The organism is Shewanella sp. GutCb, from assembly GCF_002836135.1.
Classification (GTDB): domain Bacteria; phylum Pseudomonadota; class Gammaproteobacteria; order Enterobacterales; family Shewanellaceae; genus Shewanella.
Genome location: NZ_PJBL01000029.1, coordinates 1 through 24,068 on the forward strand (window position 1 = coordinate 1; position 24,068 = coordinate 24,068).

The 24,068-nt window shown below is 45.0% G+C and carries 17 protein-coding genes; 9 read left to right on the forward strand and 8 right to left on the reverse strand.

Annotation, left to right across the window (positions count from 1 at the left end; all coding sequences use genetic code 11):
• Positions 1–125: 125 nt before the first annotated feature.
• Together CXF86_RS17780 and CXF86_RS17785 are read right to left on the reverse strand one after the other, a co-directional pair.
• A complete protein-coding gene (locus tag CXF86_RS17780) occupies positions 126–2,282 on the reverse strand; it encodes a prolyl oligopeptidase family serine peptidase (protein ID WP_102039664.1) in 2,157 nt (718 codons plus the stop codon).
• A 619-nt stretch (positions 2,283–2,901) separates the two neighbouring features.
• The gene (locus CXF86_RS17785; protein WP_101089758.1) at positions 2,902–3,771 is read right to left on the reverse strand and encodes a flagellar protein MotY; all 870 of its coding nucleotides are present in this window, start codon (positions 3,769–3,771) and stop codon (positions 2,902–2,904) included.
• Between the two features lie 140 nt (positions 3,772–3,911).
• On the opposite strand from CXF86_RS17785, the gene rnt reads away from it, so the two are divergent.
• The 3 genes from rnt to yfcE all read left to right on the forward strand — a co-directional run bounded on the left by rnt (position 3,912) and on the right by yfcE (position 7,244).
• Positions 3,912–4,628: a ribonuclease T gene (gene rnt / locus CXF86_RS17790; RefSeq protein WP_102039665.1), complete on the forward strand. Its 717-nt coding sequence runs from the start codon at positions 3,912–3,914 to the stop codon at positions 4,626–4,628.
• A 627-nt stretch (positions 4,629–5,255) separates the two neighbouring features.
• Entirely contained in the window at positions 5,256–6,320 is a 1,065-nt protein-coding gene (locus CXF86_RS17795) for a Preprotein translocase subunit SecY (protein ID WP_101089691.1), read from the forward strand.
• A 372-nt stretch (positions 6,321–6,692) separates the two neighbouring features.
• Positions 6,693–7,244, forward strand: coding sequence for a phosphodiesterase (yfcE, locus tag CXF86_RS17800; protein WP_102039666.1), 552 nt, complete (start codon positions 6,693–6,695; stop codon positions 7,242–7,244).
• A 168-nt stretch (positions 7,245–7,412) separates the two neighbouring features.
• On the opposite strand, the gene CXF86_RS17805 is transcribed toward yfcE, so the two are convergent.
• The 3 genes from CXF86_RS17805 to CXF86_RS17815 form a co-directional block, all read right to left on the reverse strand.
• Positions 7,413–8,714: an anaerobic C4-dicarboxylate transporter gene (locus CXF86_RS17805; RefSeq protein WP_102039667.1), complete on the reverse strand. Its 1,302-nt coding sequence runs from the start codon at positions 8,712–8,714 to the stop codon at positions 7,413–7,415.
• Positions 8,715–8,911: 197 nt separating this feature from the next.
• The gene (locus tag CXF86_RS17810; RefSeq protein ID WP_102039668.1) at positions 8,912–9,118 is read right to left on the reverse strand and encodes a hypothetical protein; all 207 of its coding nucleotides are present in this window, start codon (positions 9,116–9,118) and stop codon (positions 8,912–8,914) included.
• Positions 9,119–9,311: 193 nt separating this feature from the next.
• Positions 9,312–9,917, reverse strand: a complete 606-nt coding sequence (locus tag CXF86_RS17815) for a peroxiredoxin (protein ID WP_102039669.1) — start codon at positions 9,915–9,917, stop codon at positions 9,312–9,314.
• Positions 9,918–10,234: 317 nt separating this feature from the next.
• Between CXF86_RS17815 and CXF86_RS17820 the strand changes: the two genes are divergently transcribed.
• Positions 10,235–11,554: a Na+/H+ antiporter family protein gene (locus CXF86_RS17820; protein WP_101089686.1), complete on the forward strand. Its 1,320-nt coding sequence runs from the start codon at positions 10,235–10,237 to the stop codon at positions 11,552–11,554.
• Positions 11,555–11,654: 100 nt separating this feature from the next.
• Here the strand turns inward: CXF86_RS17820 and upp are convergent, their stop codons facing one another.
• On the reverse strand, positions 11,655–12,281 hold the full coding sequence (upp, locus tag CXF86_RS17825; protein WP_101089685.1) for a uracil phosphoribosyltransferase: 627 nt from the start codon (positions 12,279–12,281) through the stop codon (positions 11,655–11,657).
• A gap of 218 nt (positions 12,282–12,499) precedes the next feature.
• Here upp and purM point away from each other — a divergent pair, with 218 nt between their 5' ends.
• From purM to CXF86_RS17840, 3 genes are all read left to right on the forward strand, one after another.
• Positions 12,500–13,540 carry a phosphoribosylformylglycinamidine cyclo-ligase gene (gene purM, locus CXF86_RS17830; protein ID WP_101089684.1) on the forward strand — a complete coding sequence of 347 codons (1,041 nt, stop codon included), beginning with the start codon at positions 12,500–12,502 and terminating at the stop codon, positions 13,538–13,540.
• The gene (gene purN, locus CXF86_RS17835; RefSeq protein WP_102039670.1) at positions 13,540–14,184 is read left to right on the forward strand and encodes a phosphoribosylglycinamide formyltransferase; all 645 of its coding nucleotides are present in this window, start codon (positions 13,540–13,542) and stop codon (positions 14,182–14,184) included. The genes purM and purN overlap by 1 nt, the downstream gene beginning before the upstream one ends.
• Before the next feature lie 755 nt (positions 14,185–14,939).
• Entirely contained in the window at positions 14,940–16,010 is a 1,071-nt protein-coding gene (locus CXF86_RS17840; protein ID WP_101089682.1) for a DcaP family trimeric outer membrane transporter, read from the forward strand.
• Positions 16,011–16,643: 633 nt separating this feature from the next.
• Here the strand turns inward: CXF86_RS17840 and CXF86_RS17845 are convergent.
• Both CXF86_RS17845 and CXF86_RS17850 read right to left on the reverse strand, forming a co-directional pair.
• Entirely contained in the window at positions 16,644–17,264 is a 621-nt protein-coding gene (locus CXF86_RS17845) for a response regulator (RefSeq protein ID WP_101089681.1), read from the reverse strand.
• Complete coding sequence (locus tag CXF86_RS17850) at positions 17,261–18,661, reverse strand: cache domain-containing protein (protein WP_101089680.1); 1,401 nt, start codon at positions 18,659–18,661, stop codon at positions 17,261–17,263. Before CXF86_RS17850 ends, CXF86_RS17845 begins: the two co-directional genes overlap by 4 nt.
• A gap of 713 nt (positions 18,662–19,374) precedes the next feature.
• On the opposite strand from CXF86_RS17850, the gene CXF86_RS17855 reads away from it, so the two are divergent.
• Both CXF86_RS17855 and CXF86_RS17860 read left to right on the forward strand, forming a co-directional pair.
• On the forward strand, positions 19,375–21,018 hold the full coding sequence (locus CXF86_RS17855; RefSeq protein ID WP_101089679.1) for an L-lactate permease: 1,644 nt from the start codon (positions 19,375–19,377) through the stop codon (positions 21,016–21,018).
• 76 nt (positions 21,019–21,094) lie between these two features.
• A complete protein-coding gene (locus CXF86_RS17860; RefSeq protein ID WP_102039671.1) occupies positions 21,095–23,914 on the forward strand; it encodes an FAD-binding and (Fe-S)-binding domain-containing protein in 2,820 nt (939 codons plus the stop codon).
• Positions 23,915–24,068 lie beyond the last annotated feature (154 nt).

Genomic DNA, 24,068 nt, shown 5'->3' on the forward strand with positions numbered 1-24,068 from the left:
TTCACGGCACATTGCCCGTTATTCCCTAATTAAGCGAATGCGACAACGAAGTGGGCTTGGGTATCATTTTCAGGCAAAAGAAAGGGAAGCCTGAGCTTCCCTTTTTAATAAACCGAAATCAAAACTTATTGTGCGATTTTCGCTGGCACATTTAACCCAAAGTTATGCCATAAGAAACTATAAATATCAGCAAACTCATCAATCTTCATTGCCGTTGGTTTACCCGCACCGTGACCCGCTTTTGACTCTATGCGCATGATAACTGGCGCATCGCCTTGTTGTTTCTCTTGCATCATGGCACCGAACTTAAAGCTATGCAGTGGTACAACCCGATCATCATGATCTGCTGTCATCACCATAGTGGCAGGATAAGACTGTGCTGTTACATTGTGATATGGCGAATAAGCATAAAGTGCAGGGAATTGTTCTGCGTTATCTGCACTGCCATATTCACTGGTCCAAGCCCAGCCAATGGTGAACTTTTGAAAACGTAGCATATCCAACACACCTACCGCTGGCAGCACTGCCGCAAAAAGCTCAGGACGCTGAGTTAATGCCGCGCCCATCAATAAACCACCATTGCTACGACCATAAGCACCAAGCTTAGTACTATTGGTATACTTCTCACTGATCAGATACTCGGCCGCAGCGTAATAATCGTCAAATACATTCTGCTTTTTGTCGAACATGCCAGCTTGGTGCCAGCTTTCACCGTATTCAGCGCCACCACGAAGGTTAGGCACCGCATAAACACCGCCCATATCCATCCAAGCAATATTGGCAGGACTAAAGCGCGGGGTGAGTGAAATAGCAAACCCACCATAGGCATAAAGCAAGGTTGGATTGTTGCCGTCTTTCTTAATCCCCTTCTTGTATGAGATCATCATTGGCACTTTTGTACCGTCTTTACTGGTATAAAAAACTTGCTCTGATGTGTAATTTTCAGGGTCAAATGAGACAGTAGGCTTTGAATAAAGTGTCGACTTACCTGTTTTGAAATCAAACTTATAGGTGGTTTGCGGTTGAATGTAACTATTAAAGACATAGTAGAAGTAATCTTTACTACGTTTACCATAAGGCCCAGCTATCTTTCCTTTCCCCGGTAAAGCAACATCTTGGCGCTTGTCGCCATTCATGCTGTAAATCGTTAATTTACCCAGAACGTCATGCAGGTAGCTCACAACAATGTGATCATTAACGATAGCAATATTACTTATTGGATCTTTAAGCTCAGGAATAATCGTTTTCCAATTATCCTTGCTGCTTTTATTCACATCAATAGCAATCACTTTACCATTTGGCGCGTGATAATCGGTCTTAAAGTAGAACGTCGATTTATCATTACCAATAAAGCTGTATTCCGCTTCCAAGTCAGGGATAAGTTCAACCATCTCGGCTTGTGGCTCTTTTAATGACTTATAAAAAAATCGATTACGACTGTCTGTCCCCTGAGAGATATAAAGCAGCAGGTAATCGCCTTTATCTGTCACTTCAATCCCAAAACCCCAATCTTTATTTTGTGGTCTTTCATATACCAAGGTGTCTTCTGCCTGACTGCTGCCTATTTTATGAAAATACACTTTCTGGTTAAAGTTAACATCGGCGAGCGCATTTCCCCCTTTGGGAGCATCATAGCGAGCGTAATAGACGCCAGTGTTTTCACTATTCCATACCGCGCTGGAAAACTTTATCCAATCTAGCTGATCAGTTAACTTTTTTCCGCTCGCAATATCGACAAAGTGCCAGGTTTGCCAATCCGAACCTGATTTAGAAACACCGTATGCTAATGTATTACCATCATCACTTACCGACGTACCCGACAGTGCAATTGTACCGTCAGATGAAAACGTATTTGGGTCCAATAACACTTTCTCGTTACCCTTTGCATCTTTCACAAATAAAACAGACTGTGCTTGCAGGCCATTATTGCGATAGTAAAAGGTGTTAGTGCCCTTTTCATTTGGTGCTGAAATTTTTTCAAAGTTCCACAGTTCAGTAATACGATCAACAATCGCTTGTTTGTTTTCAATCGCCCCTAAGTAAGCTTTACCGTCTTGCTGTTGCTGCTTCACCCATTGATGGGTTTTATCTGACTCAACTTCTAAAAAGCGGTAAGGATCGGCAACCTGAACACCATGAATGGTTTCAATGACACTATCTTGGTCCGCTATAACAGCTTTTTCCTGTGACTCTTCAACAGATTGAGATTGGCATCCGACGATGGCAAACCCTAATCCGATAGCCAATAACTGTCTTTTGGCAAAAAAAGAATTAATTCGCATTATTTGTATCCCTGATTCACTTATCCGTAGCACAACAGAACAGCCTGACTAGGTAAGCTTTTTTATTAAGTTGGCATAAATAGCCATTTTCAAGATGCACTATACAAACTAATAAAAAACAGCGCAAAAGTTTGTTATCGCCTAAGCTGACCTTATGCCACTCATTATTCATTATCAATCTTGCAACATAGATTAATTATATATTATGTTAAGTTATGCATAAAACGTGATTAAGCACTCAAAAAACAGTGTTTAAGCCTATATAGTTACCATCTAAACAATTTTAATTCATTAGTAAAACTAATGTTTAAGTTCAATTATTCTAGTTTGTCAGTTTACTAATCTCGCTCTATAATTCACCTCGTTTTCAGGAAGTGTCTGCCTAGCAGATTTGAAAACAAAGAACTCTAAACTTTGGTGGTTATCCACGGAAGTTACATCCCTGGTTCTTAGCTTGACTTCCTTCCTTCAATTTGTTGATTGCAAATCAAATATTTTTGCAGCCCGCTTGCTAATGTAAGCGGGCTTTTTTTTATCTTATTTTTACCAAAGCCTAAATCACAAAAAAGCCCTGCAATATATACAGGGCCTATCATTGTAGCTTGGATGAGCGAAGCGCTTAGAGCGGCTTACTTATTCTAATCACTACTCTGCGGTTTCTTGCGCGCTCATTAATAGTCAGGTTTGATGCCACATGTCTGCGCTCACCATGACCTACTGTGTGAATACGACTTTGTGGTATACCACTAGCAACAAACAAATCTTTAACGGAGTCAGCACGCTGCACCGACACCTTTTCATTTACACTGCGTCCACCATAGCTGTCGGTGTAAGCATCGATTAAGACTAGATCAACATTTTGATCATAGGCTAAATACTCTTGTACCTTACTAATTTGTGATTTAGCGTAACGCGTTAACTCGGTGCCGCCTGACTCATAAGTTAATACCGTAAAAGCAATATCTTCAAAAGAGTATGGTAATAGTGTCGATAAGCACGATTTAAATTGCGCGTATTGCCGTCTAAAGTTTACCGCCGACAAACCCACTGCAATTTTATTGGTCTCGTTGTACCAATCAGCATAATAAAACGTGGGCTGCATACCGCTTTCAAGTTCAGCCAACATTGACCATGCAGCATTGCGCGGTACTTCGCCACTAAAGTACTTTTGATAGGTGAGCTCAGTGATCTCTTTTGATACAACTCCAGGTCGCCATGCCGGCGCCATACTCATTAATGTTGCCTGCGTAACTTGATCAGGTTTAACCCACATATCCAGCGTAAAGTTCAGATTATGATCTTTACCGGCAATGCTGGTAAATACCGCTTTACCGTAGGCAGGAATATCGTGCTCAAGACGGCACATTACCGGATTATTGCCGCTCACACGCCACTGCGACTCTTCTAATGAAGCTACATATTGCTTTAAATCAGCACTGGCAAAAAATGGTAAGCATATTAATGTTGCAAAAAGAACGCTAAGCCGCATAAAACTACCCTCTATAATTGAGTCACTACACTCTATCGGCACAATATTATCTTTCTTTAGCGTATAAAATGACCAAACGCACATGACAGTCATTATCAGTTGCCCCATAATAGGCACCTGCTAACTTTTTGGAAAATTTAATGACTGACACTTTCGACCCCAACAAATTGAAAAACCGCTTTAGAGGATATTTCCCAGTGGTTATCGATGTTGAAACAGCCGGGTTCAATTCAAAGACCGACGCGCTATTAGAAATTGCAGTCACTATGTTAAAGATGGATGACGACGGCGTAATCGGATTAGATAAGACGCTGCATTATCACATTGAGCCGTTTGAAGGGTCTAACCTAGAACCCGAAGCGTTAGCATTCAACGGTATTGACCCCACTAACCCGCTTCGCGGCGCCGTGAGTGAGAAAGAAGCTTTTTTAGAAATTTTCAAAGAAGTCAAAAAAGCACAGAAAGCATCTGGATGTCATCGCAGTATTATTGTTGCCCATAATGCCGCTTTCGATCATGGTTTTGTCAGCCAAGCCATCGAGCGTAATGGTCTAAAACGTACGCCTTTCCATCCTTTTGCCACGTTTGACACAGCCGCACTCGCAGGCCTTGCCATCGGCCAAACTGTGCTGGCAAAAGCCTGCGCCATGGCGGGTATTCCGTTTGATAATAGAGAAGCACACTCAGCGTTATATGACACAGAACGCACAGCAGAACTATTCTGTTTAATCGTCAACCGTTGGAAGTCTCTAGGCGGCTGGCCATATATTGCCGATGAAACAGCCTCAGATTCAGAAGCTGAAGTTGAAGTTGAAGTGGAATCAGAAGCTGAGTCCAACTCTAAGCCAGAGTCATAGAGTCTGCTTTCATTGCTACATTAAAAGGCCGCAAATAATGCGGCTTTTTTTATGACTTGGATTTGATGGTGTCGGGGACGCTGTTCACTCATAGCAGCCGATAACCTAGCCTATAGTCACAATATAGTTTGGTCATAAGTGCGGCATAGCCAAATGCTTGTCAAAGAAACAAATTGTAGTTCCCCAGTGCAATTGAGGGCTGAGGATGACACAGTAGGTTTGAAAGCTAAACCTCCCTATTCACATTACGATAAATAGGGTAAAGCTAGAAAATGCTATAGAGACTGTTGAGTCAGTCTCTCTAATTAGGTCAAATTAACAATGCCACTGCAAATAGTTATTTTGCCCATTCAATATAAATGGGCAGTTTAATCAATCGACCTGTTTAACCTGCAAATCATCAATGTAAGACCTCAGGTTTACTTATGAGTGAATGCTTAATAAGCAGCGGCTGAACACCTTTTGAACACTTACACAATTGGCGTGTGAAATTTCAGCAGGAACACTTGGTAGGCTATGTTTTATAAGGGCATAACCGTTTTTATGATATATCCTTACGCACCATTTTTGCCTGACGATCCCGTTGACAGGTTTTGAGCTCACCGCTCACCGATAAAGAAGTCCGTTATGTTTTACACCGAAAATCCAGCCGTTAGATACCCGAAAGGGAATTTTGCCATGTGGAGCGTTTATAGCTTTACAGGGGCATCCATCATCGCCTCAATCGTGTTCTCTATGTTGTTATTTTTATCCATCGATGATGATCCATTTATGCAGGTTATGTTTGGCTCGCTTGCAGTGATTTTTGAGTTGGGTAAATTCTTTGCTTGGTATGAAGTGGGCGAACGTCAAGCTCGACGAAACTATAGTGGGATGATATTGGCCTTGGTCTTCTATGCTGTACTGGCCGTCATCTCGATCGGTGGTTCAGTGGGGGGAATAAACAGTGCCACTAACAAGGCTCAGGAGCATGCTAATGTTCATCAAAGTAAAGTAAACGCTTACAACATGCAGATTGACTCAATAGAGAAGCAGATCGAGCTTAATAACGTAGCGGCTAAAAAATACATTCAGATGGAACTTATTGCAACTGGGGTTATGCGTATTCAAAAAGAGAACGATAAACTTCGGAGCGAGCAGCAGCACTTAGCGATGGAGCGAGACAGCCTGCCGCTGATAAGCCAAGGCTCGGTCATTGGCTTGATCGATAGTCTGGCCAACGCCTTGAATGTATCGACTCAGACAGCTCAATTAAGCTTAGTAATTTTTCTCTCAGTACTCCTCGATTTTTTTGCTGCATTCTTTGTCGGATTAATAGGGGAAGAAAATCGATTCAAATACCAGTTCCGCCACACCAAGCCTATCACCATCGATGCATTCTCTATTCAGGAACTGAAGGCTCCGGACCTTCTCAGTAATTTCGAACCACATCAAGTCAGTTCGATACACTATTCCAGTGAGGTTGAAGATGTCAGTACTTCGCCCATGATGTCAAAAAGCGCTTATGAAATGGCTATTGATGCCTTAACGGCAAATCAGGTCAATTGCAGTAAGCGCGCGGTCAGTAAATACCTCAATATCTCTACAGATGAAGTGGATCAGATATTTAGCCGGTTGTTTAATGAGGGTATTGTGAGTAAAAAACCCAATAACCACTTTCAATGGCATGGTGTGCAGCAGCTAGGTATATAGGCCCTGACGGCTATCAGCACTTCATAGGCGTCGTGAGCGAGTGACCATTACATTTGTTATGACTTGTTCAGTCAAGGGCAATAGAGGTCCCTAATACACCCTATATAGGCTATTAGTGTTCGGATGTCGTTAAGCATTCTTTGCCTCTGGACATGTCTAGCTGAAAAATCGATTAAATTAAGCGAGAACAAATACTCTGAGGCCTTAACCTGTCTAACAGTAATAAGGCGAAGCAACCAAGGGATTAGGGATAAGTGGTTTTACAGGAGAGGCTTATATTCTCGAGGTTGAGGATTGTAGCGGGTTAGCTCATAGCAAAAGGGGAGGAATAGGCGTAATATTTCATTCCTGTTTTTTTATGGTGCATCTCTTATGGAACTCTTTTTTGCCTCCGATCTTCATGGCTGCTTCGATAGCACTCAGAAAATGATCGCCGCATTCGAACAAAGCGACGCCAAACACCTGATATTATTAGGGGATATATTGAACCCCGGCCCCAGAAATACGCTGCCTGCTGGCTATGCGCCGATCGAGGTGGCAAATTTACTGAATGGTTACGGTGATAGAATCATCGCCGTAAGAGGAAACTGCGACAGTGAAGTCGATCAGGTTCTGCTCGATTTCCCCATAATGTCTGACTATAATCTGGTGCTGCTTCCTAATGGGCGTCGTCTGTTTTTGACTCATGGTCATCTTTATAACATTGCTCACCATCCACGCTTGTGTCGTGGTGATATCATCGCTTCTGGTCATACTCATGTTCCCGTTGCTGCACAACATGATGACCTTATCGAGTTTAACCCCGGTTCTGTCACCATGCCTCGCGGCGGTCACGCTGCCAGTTATGGCGTACTGCACAACAACACCCTGTCGGTAATGAGCTTTGACGGTTCGCAGCTTTGTTCTTTAACTTATGATGAATAACGTCTTCAATAGATTGGAAACTGACTGTAAGCCAGATTATCGCTTGGGGCATTCGCATTGATTAATTTTATATGATGAGTAAGTGTATCCATAAAGAATGATTTTTCCAACATCAGCGGCCAGTTTTGAACTGACCCCTTAGCCATACTTTCTCACGCTATTCCCTCATTAAAGAATCATCCCGCCGATGATAAACCCCAAGCCCACAGAGGTTGATATGGTGACTAATCCTGGAATAAGGAATGGATGGTTAAAAACCATATTTCCGATACGCGTTGAACCGGTATCATCCATCTGCACCGCGGCTAACAGTGTCGGATACGTAGGTAATACAAACAAGGCACTCACGGCAGCAAATGAGGCGATAGCCGTTATGGGAGCCACGCCAATGGCTAAGGCTGCTGGCATCAGTGCCATTGTCGTCGCCCCTTGTGAATAGAGCAGCATCGAGGCAAAAAACAGGGTAACAGCAAGCATCCACGGATACTGATTAAGCACATCTGCTGAGAGTGCTTTAATGTCGTCAATATGACTAGACACGAAGGTGTCTCCCAGCCAAGCAACACCTAACACACAGATACAGGCGCTCATCCCCGATTTAAAGGTCGCAGCATTAGCAATCTCAGAGGCGTCTATTTTGGTGAATGTCACAATCGCGGTTGCCGCCGAAAGCATAAACACCATGATCGCTTCATTGCGACCCAGAGATGGGTTTGGAATAAGATTGACCGTGTCTGAGATAATGGTGGCATAAACAATGACACCGACAATGGCCGTGATAAAGATATAGGTGGCGGGTTTGGCCGTCGGGAGAATATCCCTTTGAGTTTGACCCTTTAGTTTAACTAACCCTTTTTGAAGACGTGCCTGATAAACCGGATCATCTTTCAACTCACAGCCTAAAAAATTTGAGACGAAAGCCCCGGCCATACAGGCCATAAAAGTCGTGGGGATACAGATTGCTAGCAGAGTCAGATAACCCACGCCAAGAGGTTCTAAAATCCCGGAAAAAAAGACCACCGCAGCCGATATCGGCGAAGCGGTAATAGCTATCTGTGAGGCAACAACCGAGATCCCAAGTGGCCTCGATGGTCTTATACCTTGCTCTTTAGCCACCTCGGCGATAACTGGTAGTGTTGAAAATGCCGTATGGCCGGTGCCTGCCAACAGAGTCATAAAATAAGTTACGATAGGCGCGTAGAAAGTGATACGTTTAGGGTTCTTGCGCAGGAAGGTCTCTGATAGATCAACTAGCCACTCTAGGCCGCCGGCGACTTGCATCGCGGCAATGGCCGCAATTACCGACATAATGATGAGAATCACATCTACCGGAATGTGTCCCGTGTCGACACCCAAAAATAACGACAGAACCAAGACACCTGCTCCGCCTGCCAAACCAATACCGATGCCACCAATCCGAGCACCAAGATAGATAAACGCGAGGACCACGAACAATTCAACAAAAACCATAAATAACCTTTATATGAAGCGATGGAGCAAACCATCCCAAACTGGATAAGGATGCTTTGAGACGTTCAGGTGAAGCTTATTAGGAGTTTTGGTACTGCTTTTCCCTGCGGAAGAAGATTTTACTATCGTTATTGCTTATGTAGTGATGTTTAATTCACTAATTGTTGAAGCTGTGAGTCCGCTCACGTGAGCGCTGTCTATGGTCGGGGGAAACGCACACTTATGGCACTCATGACGATAGGTATTAAGAAAAGTGATTGCTTATCAGCGTCGAGGAAGCAGTAAGACAGATAATTAGCTATAAACACCAAAAAGCTCGCAGCGCATGCTCTTCCCGCAATCGGAATCATTGATGTAGGGAACATCATTAACCATGCCATCGCGGCATTCGTGAATCCATTCATATCAGAAAAGCAGTCCTTTTTACCCGACTCTTTACTACAGAATGAGCAAAGCGCCACGACCTTTCTTTTGATCAAAGTAAAAGCACTGCTTGATAGGTTAACGTGCCTAATGCACGAATGTATTAGCAACAAACCGCAGACACAAAAAAGCCGCGTTTAAACGCGGCTTTCATTCAACAACTAAACGCAAATATTATAGCTTATCTGCGTTGTCACTTAGGTAAGAAGCAACACCTTCTGTCGTTGCGTCCATGCCTTTATCGCCTTTTTCCCAACCAGCTGGACAAACATCACCATGCTCTTCGTGGAATTGAAGTGCATCGATCATACGCAGCATTTCATCAACGTTACGACCTAATGGAAGATCGTTAACCACTTGGTGACGAACTTGACCTTCTTTGTCGATTAGGAAAGAACCACGGAATGCAACACCGGCTTCTGGATGCTCAACATCGTATGCTTTACAGATTTCGTGCTTAACATCTGCAACCAAAGTGTACTGAACTTGGCCAATACCACCTTTGTCGATAGGAGTGTTGCGCCATGCGTTATGAGTAAACTGAGAATCGATAGAGACACCGATAACTTCAACGCCACGTTTTTTGAACTCGTCCATACGGTGATCGAAAGCGATCAACTCTGAAGGACATACAAATGTAAAGTCTAGTGGGTAGAAGAATAAGACGGTTGGCTTACCCTTGATTGCTTCAGACAAGTTAAAGGTATCTACAATTTCACCATTACCAAGTACCGCAGCTGCAGTAAAATCAGGAGCCGGACGGCCTACTAATACACTCATTTTATTTCTCCATCTATGGATTGCTAAAAACGCTGGTTCGTTTTAAATCTAAAGGCATTATAGGCAGTGTTTTACGACACACAAGCTATTTGAGATCAATATCACCTTTTTAAATCATTATCGTGTTAACTGCGCAATATGCCGTCAGCATACCCTTATTCACGGTGATGATATTTACACTTTGTGCGCAATTAAGGCTACAGTGATCTAACAACTCACATTGAAATCAATATATAGCACGCTGGTACTGGACATCAGCGCTGTTAACAGGCAAAAATAGCCACAACTTTAAATATAAGAAAAAGATTAACCATATTATGAACGCTGTCGTCATTGCCGTTTGCTTAATGCTGGGCTTAAGCCTTGCACGAGTAAATGTAGTTATCGCTCTTACCATTAGCGCACTCGTTGCAGGCTTAGTGGGCGGGATGGGGTTACAACAAACCGTTGATGCCTTTAATACCGGTCTAGGCGGAGGCGCTCAAATTGCTCTGAGTTATGCACTGCTTGGCGCTTTCGCGGTAGCCTTATCTCATTCTGGGTTAACCACGCTTATCTCTCGAAAAATGATTGGCGCTCTAGGTAAGGAACAATCTAGCCAGAACATCAAAAAAGTCCGTTGGGCGCTGCTATTCGCCATTTTGACGATGGCAATATCATCACAGAATATTTTGCCTATTCATATTGCCTTCATTCCTATTTTGATCCCGCCTTTATTACACTTAATGTCAAAGCTGTCGCTCGATAGACGTTTGGTTGCTTGTGTGCTGACATTTGGCCTAGTAACCACCTATATGATATTACCTGTGGGTTTTGGTGGCATTTTCCTCAACGATATATTACTAGCCAACCTTAACAATAATGGATTAGAAGCGGTTCGTTCTCAGATCCCACAGGCAATGTTACTCCCGGCGTTAGGCATGATTACCGGTCTATTGATTGCTGTATTTATCACTTACAGAAAACCAAGAGAATATAAAGAGGAGCTCATCCTCATTGCAGAGCCGGAGGAAGGGGTTAATAAGCGTAATATCGCCATCGCGATGATTGCTATTGTCGCCACGCTTGTCACTCAGCTCTATACCGGTTCAATGATTTTTGGTGCACTCATCGGCTTTATTATCTTTAGCTTCTCAGGGGCACTTAAACATGTTGCCGACCAAGATGTATTTAACCAAGGCGTGCGCATGATGGCCAATATCGGCTTTATCATGATCTCTGCCGCAGGTTTTGCTGCAGTGGTTAAAGAAACGGGTGATGTCAGTACTTTAGTAACCTCTCTTAGTGACATTATCGGTGATAATAAAGCACTGGCCGCCTTCTTAATGTTACTGGTGGGACTGTTTATTACCATGGGGATCGGCTCATCTTTCTCAACTATTCCGATTATTGCTACTATCTACGTGCCGTTAGCAATGACTTTTGGTTTCTCTGTTGCCGCAACGATTGCCCTCGTCGGCACAGCGGCAGCGCTTGGTGATGCCGGTTCACCCGCGTCTGATTCAACCTTAGGCCCGACAGCAGGTCTCAATGCTGATGGACAGCACGACCATATTAGAGACAGTGTTATTCCAACATTCATTCACTACAATATTCCGCTGTTAGTGTTTGGTTGGATTGCAGCTATGGTGCTTTAGTCAAAAAACGCCCAACAAAAAGGGAGCCTATTGGCTCCCTTTCTTATTGCTAGTGACTTTTTATCAACAGCCTAATCAATGCGTTCTTTAAATATAGAGTTTACTTAGTACCAAAAATCTTATCACCCGCATCACCAAGACCAGGCAAAATATAGCCCTGCTCGTTTAAGCAGTCATCAATAGAGGCTGTATACAGTTCAATATCTGGATGGGCTTTTTCAAGTGCTGCAACGCCTTCAGGCGCTGCCACAAGCACAAGGGCTTTGATAGCAGTGCAACCACGGGCTTTAAGCAGATCAATGGTTGAGATCATTGAACCGCCAGTGGCTAGCATTGGGTCAACGACCAACGCGATACGTGAAGGCATATCACTGGCTAGCTTTTCAAAATAAGGCACTGGCTCAAGTGTTGTCTCATCGCGGTACATACCAACAACTGAAATACGTGCACTAGGTACATGCTCTAGTACACCGTCCATCATGCCAAGGCCGGCACGCAAGATTGGCACGACAGTGACCTTCTTGCCTTTTATCTGTTCAACTTCAACAGGACCATTCCAACCTTCGATAGTGACTTTCTCAGTTTCGAAGTCAGCCGTTGCCTCATACGTCAGTAGGCTCCCGACTTCCGCCGCTAGCTCACGAAAGCGCTTAGTGCTCACGTCACCTTTACGCATTAATCCAATTTTATGACGAACCAAAGGATGCTTAACTTCAACGACTTTCATCTTGTTCTCCTAATTTTCTAACGTATTTTTTACGGTAAATTTCAACGATTCTAGTAGATTTGTTCGCATAGGAAAACTTAAAGTTTTAAAAAGACGTTAAATCGTGACCTCTGTCGCGAACTTTATTGAAAAACTAAGCTTTCGAGGCTACTCACAAACTGTTAGAATAGCGCCGCATAAAATCCTATAATGATCTACCCGTACCCGAGAGGATCACCGTGAGCACTCCTACTACCCCACTAAGCTATAAAGATGCAGGCGTTGATATTGATGCCGGAAATGCACTAGTTAACAACATCAAGTCAGCCGTTAAACGTACTCGTCGTCCAGAAGTTATGGGCAACCTAGGTGGTTTTGGTGCACTTTGTGAGTTACCAACTAAGTATAAGCATCCAGTACTGGTTTCTGGTACTGATGGTGTTGGCACTAAGCTGCGCCTTGCTATTGACTATAAAAAGCATGATAACGTCGGCATTGACCTCGTTGCCATGTGCTCAAACGACTTAATCGTTTCAGGTGCTGAGCCGTTATTCTTCCTCGATTATTACGCCACAGGCAAACTCGATGTTGAAGTTGCTACCGCAGTAGTGAAAGGTATTGCTGAAGGCTGCGTACAATCTGGTTGTGCACTCATTGGCGGTGAAACTGCTGAAATGCCAGGTATGTATGAAGGCGACGATTACGACCTAGCTGGTTTCTGCGTCGGTGTTGTTGAAAAAGCTGACATCATTGACGGCACTAAGGTGCAAGATGGTGATGCACTTATCGCTCTCGCTTCAAGCGGTCCTCACTCAAATGGTTTCTCTCTAATCCGCAAGGTATTAGAAGTCAGCAAAGCAGATCCAGAGCAAGAACTTGCTGGAAAGCCGCTAATTGACCATTTGCTAGAACCAACAAAAATTTATGTAAAATCACTGCTAAAGTTGATTGAACAGTCAGACGTTCATGCAATGTCGCACATCACTGGCGGCGGATTCTGGGAAAATATCCCACGCGTTTTACCAGAAGATTGCAAAGCTGTGGTTAAAAGTGACTCTTGGCAGTGGCCTGCTATTTTTGACTGGTTGATGGAAAAAGGCAACATTGCAGAATTTGAAATGTACCGTACATTCAACTGTGGCGTAGGCATGGTTATCGCACTTCCAGCCGATAAAGTAGACTCAGCACTTGAGCTACTGAATGCCGAAGGCGAAAACGCATGGCTGCTCGGTAACATTGCTAAGCGTAACGGTGACGAAGAGCAAGTGGAGATCTTGTAATGTCTGAGAGCTGTCGCGTTTTAGTATTAATTTCTGGGAATGGCAGTAATCTACAGGCCATTATTGATGGTTGTGATGATAACGTACAAGCAGAAGTTGTTGGCGTCATTAGTAATAAACCTGACGCTTTTGGATTGATACGTGCTCACCAGAATGAAATTGATACCAGCTGCGTCATCGCTCATGAAGGCGAAACCAGACCTGAATATGACGAAAGACTTTTTAGTGCGATAGCAAAGTATCAACCAGACTTAGTTGTCTTGGCTGGCTTTATGCGCATATTGAGTGATGATTTTGTCATGCGCTTTGAAGGGAAGATGATTAATATCCACCCTTCTCTCTTGCCCAAATATACCGGCTTGAATACGCATCAACGCGCCATTGACGCAAAAGATACTGAACATGGCGCGAGTGTGCATTTTGTGACACCAGAGCTAGATTCAGGTCCGGTTATTTTGCAAGCCAATGTCCCTGTTTATGAAGATGATTCTGTTGAGGTCCTGGCAGGTCGTGTCCACGAACAAGAACATGCTATCTATCCACTCGTTGTAAAATGGTTTAGCCAGAACCGATTGCAGATGGTTAATGGTATAGCACAGCTTGATGGTCAAGCACTTGCTGCAAACGGTTACGCTGTTGACTAAGCGGCATTAAAACCAGTATTGCATTACAAAGGGCACCTTTCTGTGCCCTTTTTTATTTTCAGCCCTAACGCAGCCTCATGCGCTTACTCTATGTAGAGACCTCTTCAAGAGTTTCCCCTAGTATCCTTTGCCATCAAGTAAATTAGACCGAATACAAACACAGATATTTTCACCTAAACCATTTGCTAAATAGCGATATTAGAAAAACAATGTCGATGATGACACCGCTGTACAGCTACAGAGATTTTCGTGACACACCCCAAGCACAATTCCAGTAGGCTCAGTCATGGTGCCCTTTTCATTGATAGTCACGGCCGCATCTACAATAATATTTGACCTTATTCGCTTCGCTCTCTTAATCCGATCTTGTGACCTCTCCTTCACCCACAGGTAACACATCTCACGACTAATCGTTACAAAGTTGATCTACATCATATCCCCAGCTGCCTAGAATTACCCCTGAAGATCAGTTAACTCACACACGAGAAACAAGCCTGTAACTGACTGTATTTATTTGTTAAAAATATTAACCATCCGTTACCCACCTCAAAAAAAGGCAAGCTTGAACATAGGAAAACCGGCATTTCTACGGGTAAACCCTTAGTCGTCTTAGGTGCAAACACGGATAAAAAAAGCCTCTATAAAGCCATATGGTAGCCCCAGATAAACCATAAGTTTGCCGGGCATCTGATCCTAGATCACCGCTCAAGACAAACAACAACCAACTGATCAACAAATCCAAATAAGGCACCTTGATGAATAGAATAACTAAAACGGCGTTAGTGGTAGCTGCATTTTTCTCAGCATCTTCTTTCGCTGGCTATGAAATTCAAATCGACGATAGCTCGAAGTTAACCTTCGGCGGCTACTTCAAAGCAGACTTGCGTAATGTCAGTGGCGACCAGGCTTATCGTGACTACTGGATTGGTACCAGTACCAGCGCGCCAGATACCAATCAAACCAGCCTCCAGGCCAAAGAATCGCGTTTCAACGTAAAGTTCACTCATGGCGAAGTGACTGGATTCCTCGAGTATGATTTCTACGGTGGTGGCGGTAACGCACTCGTTTCTAACTCATACACACCACGTATGCGTCATGCCTTTATTGCTTACAAGAACTGGAAAGTCGGCCAGACATGGTCAACCTTTATGCCACTGGCTTCTATCGCTGATGCACTGGACTTTGGTGGAGCGCACGTTGGTCAGGTATTCATTCGTCAAACCCAGATCCGTTATACCAACGGTGGTCTAGAACTGGCATTAGAAAACCCAGCCAATGCTACCGATTCCAACCAAAGTATCCCCGATGCCGTGGCGCGTTATACGTACAAAGGTGATTTTGGCCAAGTAGCGGTTGCAGCGCTGGCTCGCACCTTCGATGACAATGGTGTAGCTGGTAATGCCGACGGCACTCAGTTTGCTTACAGCATAAGCGGTAAAATTAATACCTTCGGTAAAGATGACTTCCGCTTCGCCTACAACGCGGGCGCTGCAGGTCGTTATATTTCACCTGGCCACAACCCTGGTGACAAGGTCAATGCTGATGGCAGTGGTGACTTACTAGCAACGCAAGCCTATACCGTCGCTTATCGCCACTTCTGGACTGACGACTTGCGCTCTAGTGTTTACTACGGTCACGCTGAAGTTGAAGATTTCAATGGTGTGAATGCTGATTCAGATCGCAATCACTATGGCGTCAACCTGATCCAGCAGCTTAACAAGCAGTTAAGCGTGGGCGTTGAATTCGGCAACTATGATGCGGATATCTCTGCCACTGACAGTGCCAACTCTGATTACATCCAACTTTCGGCTAAGTATGTACTCTAGGGGCTGTTGATTTTTCGAGCTTAGTTTTTGTTCGAATTCAATGATTTTAGTACAAGGCTTGAGCGATGCTGCTTAGCTGGCTAAGCGAAAAGCTCGTAACGCAGTAATAAAAGCATTGAAACGAACCCGAAGGGCCGCGCTTCTTGGTTATTTTGACTGTGTTGTAGGTTATTTGTGGAGAATGACTAAACGACATAGCCTCCGCCTTGTCAAAATAGCCTATAAACGGCGGCAAAAACAACCGTGAAAGATCAACCGCTCCTAATAACAGACGTTACGTATAAAATATTTATTCACTGTGCTTTCGACCAAGCACGTACTCTGAAACGACGCGGCATAAGCTGATTTATGTCGCCGGTTTTCTGAGTATTGTGAAAGTTCCCCTACTTACCCTAATATCAAGCAAGCATGGCGGCAAAGAAAGAACTCAAACTGGCAGTCATCTATCTGCCCCTAGAGAATAAGCTCCAAAAGGTCAACCAGTGGGATGGTTGACCTTGTCCCTCTGACCATAAACATGAGGGCAAAAAACCCCTAACTTAACGCCCACAACATGGCTAGTTTGCCATGGTTTTACCCGAAGCATAACACCGCTTCGGGTATTTTTTTCATGAAAATACGGCGTGAATAGTGTTACCGATCTAAGCCATGATCGATGGCATAACGCACTAGCCCCGCCGTACTGTCTATCGCCAGTTTCTGTTTGATATTACGTTTGTGAGTCTCGACTGTGCGTACGCTGACATTCATCTCCAGCGCAATGCGTTTATTGTTCATCCCCAGCGATATCAACCGTAATACCAACTGCTCACGTTGGGTGACCAGGACTTGCTTACCACTGGCGAGTTCTTGCGACAAGGTGTCTACGACTTCGGCACTGAAATAGCGCTTGCCAGCGGCCACTTTTTTGATGGCTTCAATCAGTTCTTTACCGGGTACATCCTTGAGAATATAGCCATCAGCACCGTAGCGCATTGCCGCCATAATATATTCTCTGTTGTCATGCATGCTCAGCATCACCACTTTGCATGACATCTCCTGCTCTTTAATCAGCTCAAGCAGATACATGCCGTCCATTTGTGGCATATTAATATCGGTCAACACCAGATCGATTGGCATTTCCTTGAGGATCTCTAGTGCCTTGACACCATTGTCGGCTTCAGCCTGCACCTCAATGTCATTGTCTAAGCTCAGACGATATCGTAATCCTTCACGAAACAGCGGATGATCGTCTACCAGAAGCACACGGATCATGACAGTCCCCCAGTGGCAGCATCGGCTCGATAACGCAACTCACTCTGGGGAATACGTGCCACCAGCGTCACTCCTTTACCAAGGGTTGACTCTACCTTGAGCTCACCATTATAAAAACTCACTCTTTCCTTCATATTTCTCAAGCCTATTCCTTCAAACGGGGTCGATTTTCTCTCAAAACATTCATAGTTAAATCCCTTACCATCATCATGAACCTCCAAGGTCAACCATCCCGGAGTCAGTCCCAGCGAAATCAGCACTTTTTTTGCTCCCGAGTGACGCTCAATATTAGTCAATGACTCCTGCACAATGCGGTAAAGCGCGCAACTAAGCTCGGTTGACAAGATCTTGCGCACTGATAATCGCTGCACCTTGACCTCGATACCTGTGCGCAACGAAAACTCCCTGCCCAACTCTTTTAACGCAGCGCCCAGCCCATAATCCTCAAGGATGGCAGGATGTAGCTGATGCGAGATATTACGGATATCGAGCATAATCTGTCGCGTCAGTGTAATCGACTTATCCAGTTCCGGACTGGAATCGCCACCATATTCCTGTTTCAATTGGGCGGTTTCCATAGCAAACAGGGCCGCGGCAATCGTTTGGCTAACCCCATCGTGCAACTCTCTGGAAACTCGCTTACATTCCTCTTCCTGAGTCTGATAAATTCGCTCATTGAGGGTTCTGAGCTTAGCATTTGCGAGTCGTTTTTCACCCACACGCATAAAGATCCCCCCTATAAACACGGCGCTGACCGCTAAGATACCTATCGTCAGAGTCATGAGGGAGGTGTTGCGGATATGACTACTAATAGCGGTGCTCAATAATGCCGCCTCCTCATCGATATCATCAATATAAACGCCAGTACCAAACATCCACTCCCACTGTCCCAACACCTCGGCATAGGCGAGTTTTTGTCCCAGTTGGCCATCATTAGAGGGCTGATTGAATAGGTAGGTCAGATAACCGCCGCCTTTCCTCGCCCCTGAGATTAACTCTTGGATAAAGTGGACTCCGTTGTCGTCTTCCAAGTCTAGCCAGTTTTTACCGACACGCCACTCCTGCTCGGGTAAGACCAGGCTATTGCCATTGAGATCGTAGGCGAAGAAATACCCGTTTTTACCGAAGCGCATATTGGCCAGCATAGACTTAACTTCTTGCTGGGTTTGTTGCTTGTCATCACTCTTATTTTGATAAAGATGCTTAATAGCCACGTTGGCGATCGCCAGATAATTTTTCAACTCTTCTTTGCGGTGATCGATAATACTCTGCCTATAAACGTCGACCACATGCTGGGAGAGGTCTCTATACTGCATTTGAGTCACAAACAGCACCAGCATCAGAGATATAATGAGTGGAAGTACGGTGATTAGCTGTAACTTATGATTAATATTCATCGCTGATTAATACTCCGCTATATCAGGGATAGCCCCTCAGAAAACGGGGTTATACTAACAGTTAATCAACCACAAAGTTGCAACAAATACCCATTTATATGGGGGTTAAATCAAAGGAAGGGCAAATAATTCATCTTAACTACAGCACCTAAACCAGACTCTCACAGTCATTAATATTAAAAATATGTAGCGGAGCCATCAAAAAACTATATATAAAATGCAGGTTTACAATCGGAATAAATGATCATGTTCGTTTTCCGTTCCTGCTTCAGTGCCATTGACCGATCTTACTACCGTATCTCGACACTCATCGATAACACATTTCACGGTTAATCGTTACAAAGTTGATCTACATCATATCACCAGCCGCCTACACTCCGCCCTGCAACACGTTAACTCATAACCAAACATAAACCTCATAACCACCTGTATTTAATAACAAAAATAACACACATTCAATTACCACCTCAAAAAAACGCAAACCTGAACACGGATAAACCGACCTATCTACGTGTAAACCCTTAGTGGCATTAGGTGCAAACACGGATAAAAAAAGCCCATATAAAGCCATATGATTAGCTGCAGATAATACATTTCCCGGGCATCTGACCTCAGGTCAGCGCTCAGGGCAAATGACAGTAACCAACGAGTCAACAAAACCGCTATTAACTAGAAATAACTCTAAATAAAAAATACGATAATAAGAGGCAAGCATGACCTTTATTCAACTACTCGCAAGTTTAACGCCGGTGATCAGCGTAATGCTATTTTTAGTATTACTGAAGATGCCCGCATCACGGGCAATGCCCATTTCTGCAATCTTAACCGGCCTAGCCGCTGTGTTTGTCTGGCAGATGGATACGACCTTTTTGGCAGCATCTGTCGTCGAAGGATTGCTTGCTGCATTGACACCATTGAGTATCATCTTTGGTGCCGTGTTCTTACTTAATACCCTGAAATATTCAGGCGCGATGGATACCATTCGCGCAGGTTTCACCAATATTAGTGCCGATGCCCGCGTCCAGGTCATCATTATCTGTTGGTTGTTTGGCTCATTCATCGAAGGCAGTGCGGGCTTTGGTACACCGGCGGCTATCGGCGCGCCTTTACTGGTGTTATTGGGTATTCCCCCTATTGCCGCTGCGGTTGTTGCCCTGATTGCTGACTCTGCGTCCGTATCCTTCGGCGCAATTGGTCTACCAGTACTGTTTGGTATGGAACAGGGTCTGACTTCTGGTGGCGTTAACATGGCGGCCGAACAGATTGCTCAGCATGGTGGCAGCTTTGCCGATTATGCTCAGTTTATTGCCATGCACATGATCACCATAGATCTAGTTACCGGTACCCTAATTCCTCTGGTCATGGTGTCTTTACTGACCGGCTTCTTCGGTCGTAACAAATCATTCGCCGAAGGCTTTGCCATCTGGAAGTTTGCGCTGTTTGCCGGACTGGCATTCACGGTTCCGGCTTGGATCATTAACTTCGTCGCCGGTCCCGAGTTCCCATCGGTTATCGGTGCCCTTGTGGGTATGGCTATTGTTATCCCAGTTGCTAAAAAAGGCATTATGCTGCCTAAAACTCCCTGGAATGATTTTGCCGAAAACGACGGCCAGAAAGAATCTAAAGTGGCTTCTACGGCTAAGTTCTCACAAATTGCTGCCTGGACTCCCTATATCATCATGGCGGCCTTGTTGGTGCTGTCTCGTGTTATTGGCCCGCTAAAATCATGGTTGCTGAGTTTTAACGTCAAGTGGACCGGCTTGCTAGGTACCGAACTGGGTGCTGGGTTCAAGACACTGTATGCACCAGGCGCCTTCTTCATCGCCGTGTGTATCCTAGGTTTCTTCCTGTTCAAAATGAACAAGAAAGCCATCAAAGAGTCTATTACGGTATCGTGCCGCTCTATGATTCCAACCATCATTTCGCTAGGCGCTTCTGTGCCTATGGTGAAGATTTTCCTTAACTCCGGTGAAAATGCTGCGGGTCTGACATCTATGCCTGTTGCCCTAGCTGATACTTTGGCTGGCAGCATGGGAGCGGTATGGTCTTGGGTTGCCCCTATCGTCGGTATTTTCGGTGCCTTCTTATCAGGTAGCGCCACCTTCTCCAACATGATGTTCTCCGGCCTACAGTACAGCGTCGCCGACAGCATTGGCATGAACCACGCGATGGTACTCGCACTGCAGGGCATTGGCGCCAACGCCGGTAACATGATGTGTGTGATGAACGTCGTTGCCGCCGCTACGGTAGTCGGTATGGCGGGTCGTGAATCAGAAATTATTCGTAAGACAATGCCGGTAGCGCTAGGTTACGCCATGATCGCAGGCAGCATAGCCTTCGTGTGGGGCGGATTCTAAACATAATACTCAAATAATCAGAGCGCAAATTCCGGCTCTGATTGCTCTTAATAATAGCAAGTAAAGAGATATGTCCATGTCGATAAATTATAAAGCTGTAATAAGTGATTTACGTAAGCAACTAGGTGAAAAACCTGTGACGGATGAGTATGTTCGTCGATTCGCTTGGTCAACCGATGCCAGCTACTTCAGAATTGTTCCAGAAGTCGTTGTTCACGCCGAAAACATGGAACAAGTTAAGCACACTCTAGCCGTTGCCCGTGAGCATAATGCGCCGGTAACTTTCCGTGCAGCGGGTACCAGCTTGGCTGGTCAAGCTCTTGGTGAAGGGATTTTGCTTATTCTGGGCCATGATGGCTTCAGAAAGATTGAAGTCAGCGATGATGCTAAACAGATCACCCTTGGCTCCGCTGTCATAGGTTCCGATGCCAACGCAGCGTTAGCCCCGCTTAACCGTAAAATAGGCCCAGATCCAGCGACAATTGCCTCGGCCATGGTGGGTGGCATTGTCGCTAACAATGCCTCAGGCATGTGCTGCGGCACTGCACAAAATAGTTACCAGACTATAGCGTCAGCCAAGTTGCTGTTCGCCGACGGTACCGAGCTCGACACGGGTTGTAAAAAATCTAAAGTCGCCTTTGCCAAGTCTCATGGGAAAATGCTTGAAGATGTGTTTGAACTGGCACATAAGACGCGCCATAACATTGTACTTGCAGACAAAATTCGTAAAAAATATTCTATCAAAAATACTACAGGTTATGGCATTAATGCCTTAGTCGATTTCAGCGACCCATTTGACATTATCAACCACCTAATGGTCGGCATGGAAGGCACATTGGCCTTCATCAACGAAGTCACCTACCACACGGTCAATGAAGCCAAATTTAAAGCATCGGCGCTAGCCGTTTTTCATAATATGGAAGATGCAGCTCGCTCAATCCCATTGATCAATGGCGAAAGTGTCGCAGCTGCCGAGCTACTCGACTGGCCATCCATCAAGGCCGTTACGGGCAAACCTGGCATGCCAGATTGGTTATCCGACTTGCCACCGCTGTCAGCTATCCTGCTGATCGAATCCCGAGCCGATGATGCCGATACCTTAGATACCCACACCAAGGATGTGATCGCCAAGCTCGAAGGATTTGAGTTTTTACGTCCGATCAGCTTTACCAGCGATGCTGCGATATATGGCGAGTACTGGGCTATGCGTAAAGGCCTATTCCCTATCGTTGCCGGTGAACGTCCCAAAGGCACGTCGGTTATTATCGAAGACGTGGCGTTCGAGCTTGAACACTTAGCCACGGCCGCAAGTGATATTACCGCACTAATGCACAAATTCGGCTATCCCGAAGGCTGCATCTATGGCCATGCATTGGCCGGTAACTTCCACTTCATCATTACGCCAACGTTCTCTACTCAGGATGATATTGACAATTTCCATGCCTTTATGGATGAAATTGCCGACATGGTGATCAACAAGTACGACGGTTCGATGAAAGCCGAACATGGCACCGGTCGCGCTGTCGCGCCTTATGTTGAGATGGAGTGGGGACAAGATGCCTATGCGCTGATGAAGAACATCAAGCAGCTATTCGATCCCCAAGGGATCCTGAACCCTGGAGTCATCTTAAACGATGATCCCAAAGTCCACGTCAAGAACATCAAGCCTTGCCCGGTAGTCGATGACTTTGTCGACAAATGTCTTGAGTGTGGTTTCTGTGAGAAAACCTGCCCAACATCGGCACTGAACCTTACTCCGCGTCAGCGTATTGCAACCTTACGCGAGATTGCTCGTCTGGAGCAAAGCGGTGATCAGCAGGCCGCCGATACCATGCGTGCAGCCGCTAAGTACGATGTTATCGATACTTGCGCCGCTTGTCAGATGTGTACTATCGCCTGCCCAGTAGATAATAAAATGGGGCAACTGGTACGTAAATTGAGAACCCCATCCATCAGCAGTGGCCAACAAAAGTTCCTCGATTTTCAAGCTAAGCACTTTGGCTTGGTAAACGGCGTGATCAGTACTGGTTTCGATATGTTGGGCGTTATCCACAAGATCACTGGCGACGGCATCACCGGCACTATGATGAAGGCCGGACGATTGCTCAGCAGTGAGGTTCCCTACTGGAATCCTTCTTTCGCTAAAGGCGGCAAACTCCCCAAGGTTTCTGCCCCTAAGCCTGGACAGGAAACGGTAGTTTACTTCCCTGCTTGTGGTGGTCGCACCTTCGGCCCTACACCCGTCGATACCGATAAGCGACCGCTGCCTGAAGTTGTGGTCACGTTACTGGAGCGAGCAGGTTATAACGTTATCACTCCAGAGAAGACGCGAGATCTGTGCTGTGGCCAGATGTGGGAATCTAAGGGAGACTTTAAAAATGCCGATGCAAAACGTCTCGAGTTGATCCAAGCTGTTTCAGCTATGACACAAGACGGAAAGCTGCCAGTGATCGTCGATGCGCTATCATGTACTAAGCGAACTTTAGGTGGCGATGCGGCTTTAATAGAGAAAGTAGAGATAGTTGATCTGGTTGAGTTTATGCATGACCAATTGTTGCCTAAACTGACCATTAAGAAGAAATCGCACGCTGCATTGCATCTTGGTTGTAGCGCTAAAACGATGAAGGTTGAACCTAAAATGACCGCAATAGCGGATGCCTGTTGTCATCAGGTTATTCGTCCAGCGGGGATCGAATGCTGTGGTTATTCAGGTGAAAAAGGCCTCTATAAGCCTGAGATAAATGCCAGTGCTCTGCGTAATATTAAGAAGCTGATCCCGGTTGATGTGAAAGAGGGGTATTACGCTAACCGTATGTGTGAAGTCGGTCTTACTCAGCACAGCGGCATCTCTTATCGTCATCTGGCCTATCTGCTAGAAGAGTGTACTCGTGGCTAAACGTCACTAAACTGCACTTATCAATAAGGGGCTGAAATCAGCCCCTTTTTTTATCTATTTTAGCTAGAGATATAACACATTGATGCGTTACTTTTTCAATAAGCTTGCACACCGTTTAACGAAGTCTGATGAGGTAACAATCCCTTCAACCTCA

Excerpts from the sequence above, each read along its gene's own strand:
- CXF86_RS17780 (WP_102039664.1), bottom strand. The coding sequence starts at position 2,282 with ATGCGAATTAATTCTTTTTTTGCCAAAAGACAGTTATTGGCTATCGGA.
- CXF86_RS17785 (WP_101089758.1), bottom strand. The coding sequence starts at position 3,771 with ATGCGGCTTAGCGTTCTTTTTGCAACATTAATATGCTTACCATTTTTT.
- rnt (WP_102039665.1), top strand. The coding sequence starts at position 3,912 with ATGACTGACACTTTCGACCCCAACAAATTGAAAAACCGCTTTAGAGGA.
- CXF86_RS17795 (WP_101089691.1), top strand. The coding sequence starts at position 5,256 with ATGTTTTACACCGAAAATCCAGCCGTTAGATACCCGAAAGGGAATTTT.
- yfcE (WP_102039666.1), top strand. The coding sequence starts at position 6,693 with ATGGAACTCTTTTTTGCCTCCGATCTTCATGGCTGCTTCGATAGCACT.
- CXF86_RS17805 (WP_102039667.1), bottom strand. The coding sequence starts at position 8,714 with ATGGTTTTTGTTGAATTGTTCGTGGTCCTCGCGTTTATCTATCTTGGT.
- CXF86_RS17810 (WP_102039668.1), bottom strand. The coding sequence starts at position 9,118 with ATGAATGGATTCACGAATGCCGCGATGGCATGGTTAATGATGTTCCCT.
- CXF86_RS17815 (WP_102039669.1), bottom strand. The coding sequence starts at position 9,917 with ATGAGTGTATTAGTAGGCCGTCCGGCTCCTGATTTTACTGCAGCTGCG.
- CXF86_RS17820 (WP_101089686.1), top strand. The coding sequence starts at position 10,235 with ATGAACGCTGTCGTCATTGCCGTTTGCTTAATGCTGGGCTTAAGCCTT.
- upp (WP_101089685.1), bottom strand. The coding sequence starts at position 12,281 with ATGAAAGTCGTTGAAGTTAAGCATCCTTTGGTTCGTCATAAAATTGGA.
- purN (WP_102039670.1), top strand. The coding sequence starts at position 13,540 with ATGTCTGAGAGCTGTCGCGTTTTAGTATTAATTTCTGGGAATGGCAGT.
- CXF86_RS17840 (WP_101089682.1), top strand. The coding sequence starts at position 14,940 with ATGAATAGAATAACTAAAACGGCGTTAGTGGTAGCTGCATTTTTCTCA.
- CXF86_RS17845 (WP_101089681.1), bottom strand. The coding sequence starts at position 17,264 with ATGATCCGTGTGCTTCTGGTAGACGATCATCCGCTGTTTCGTGAAGGA.
- CXF86_RS17850 (WP_101089680.1), bottom strand. The coding sequence starts at position 18,661 with ATGAATATTAATCATAAGTTACAGCTAATCACCGTACTTCCACTCATT.
- CXF86_RS17855 (WP_101089679.1), top strand. The coding sequence starts at position 19,375 with ATGACCTTTATTCAACTACTCGCAAGTTTAACGCCGGTGATCAGCGTA.
- CXF86_RS17860 (WP_102039671.1), top strand. The coding sequence starts at position 21,095 with ATGTCGATAAATTATAAAGCTGTAATAAGTGATTTACGTAAGCAACTA.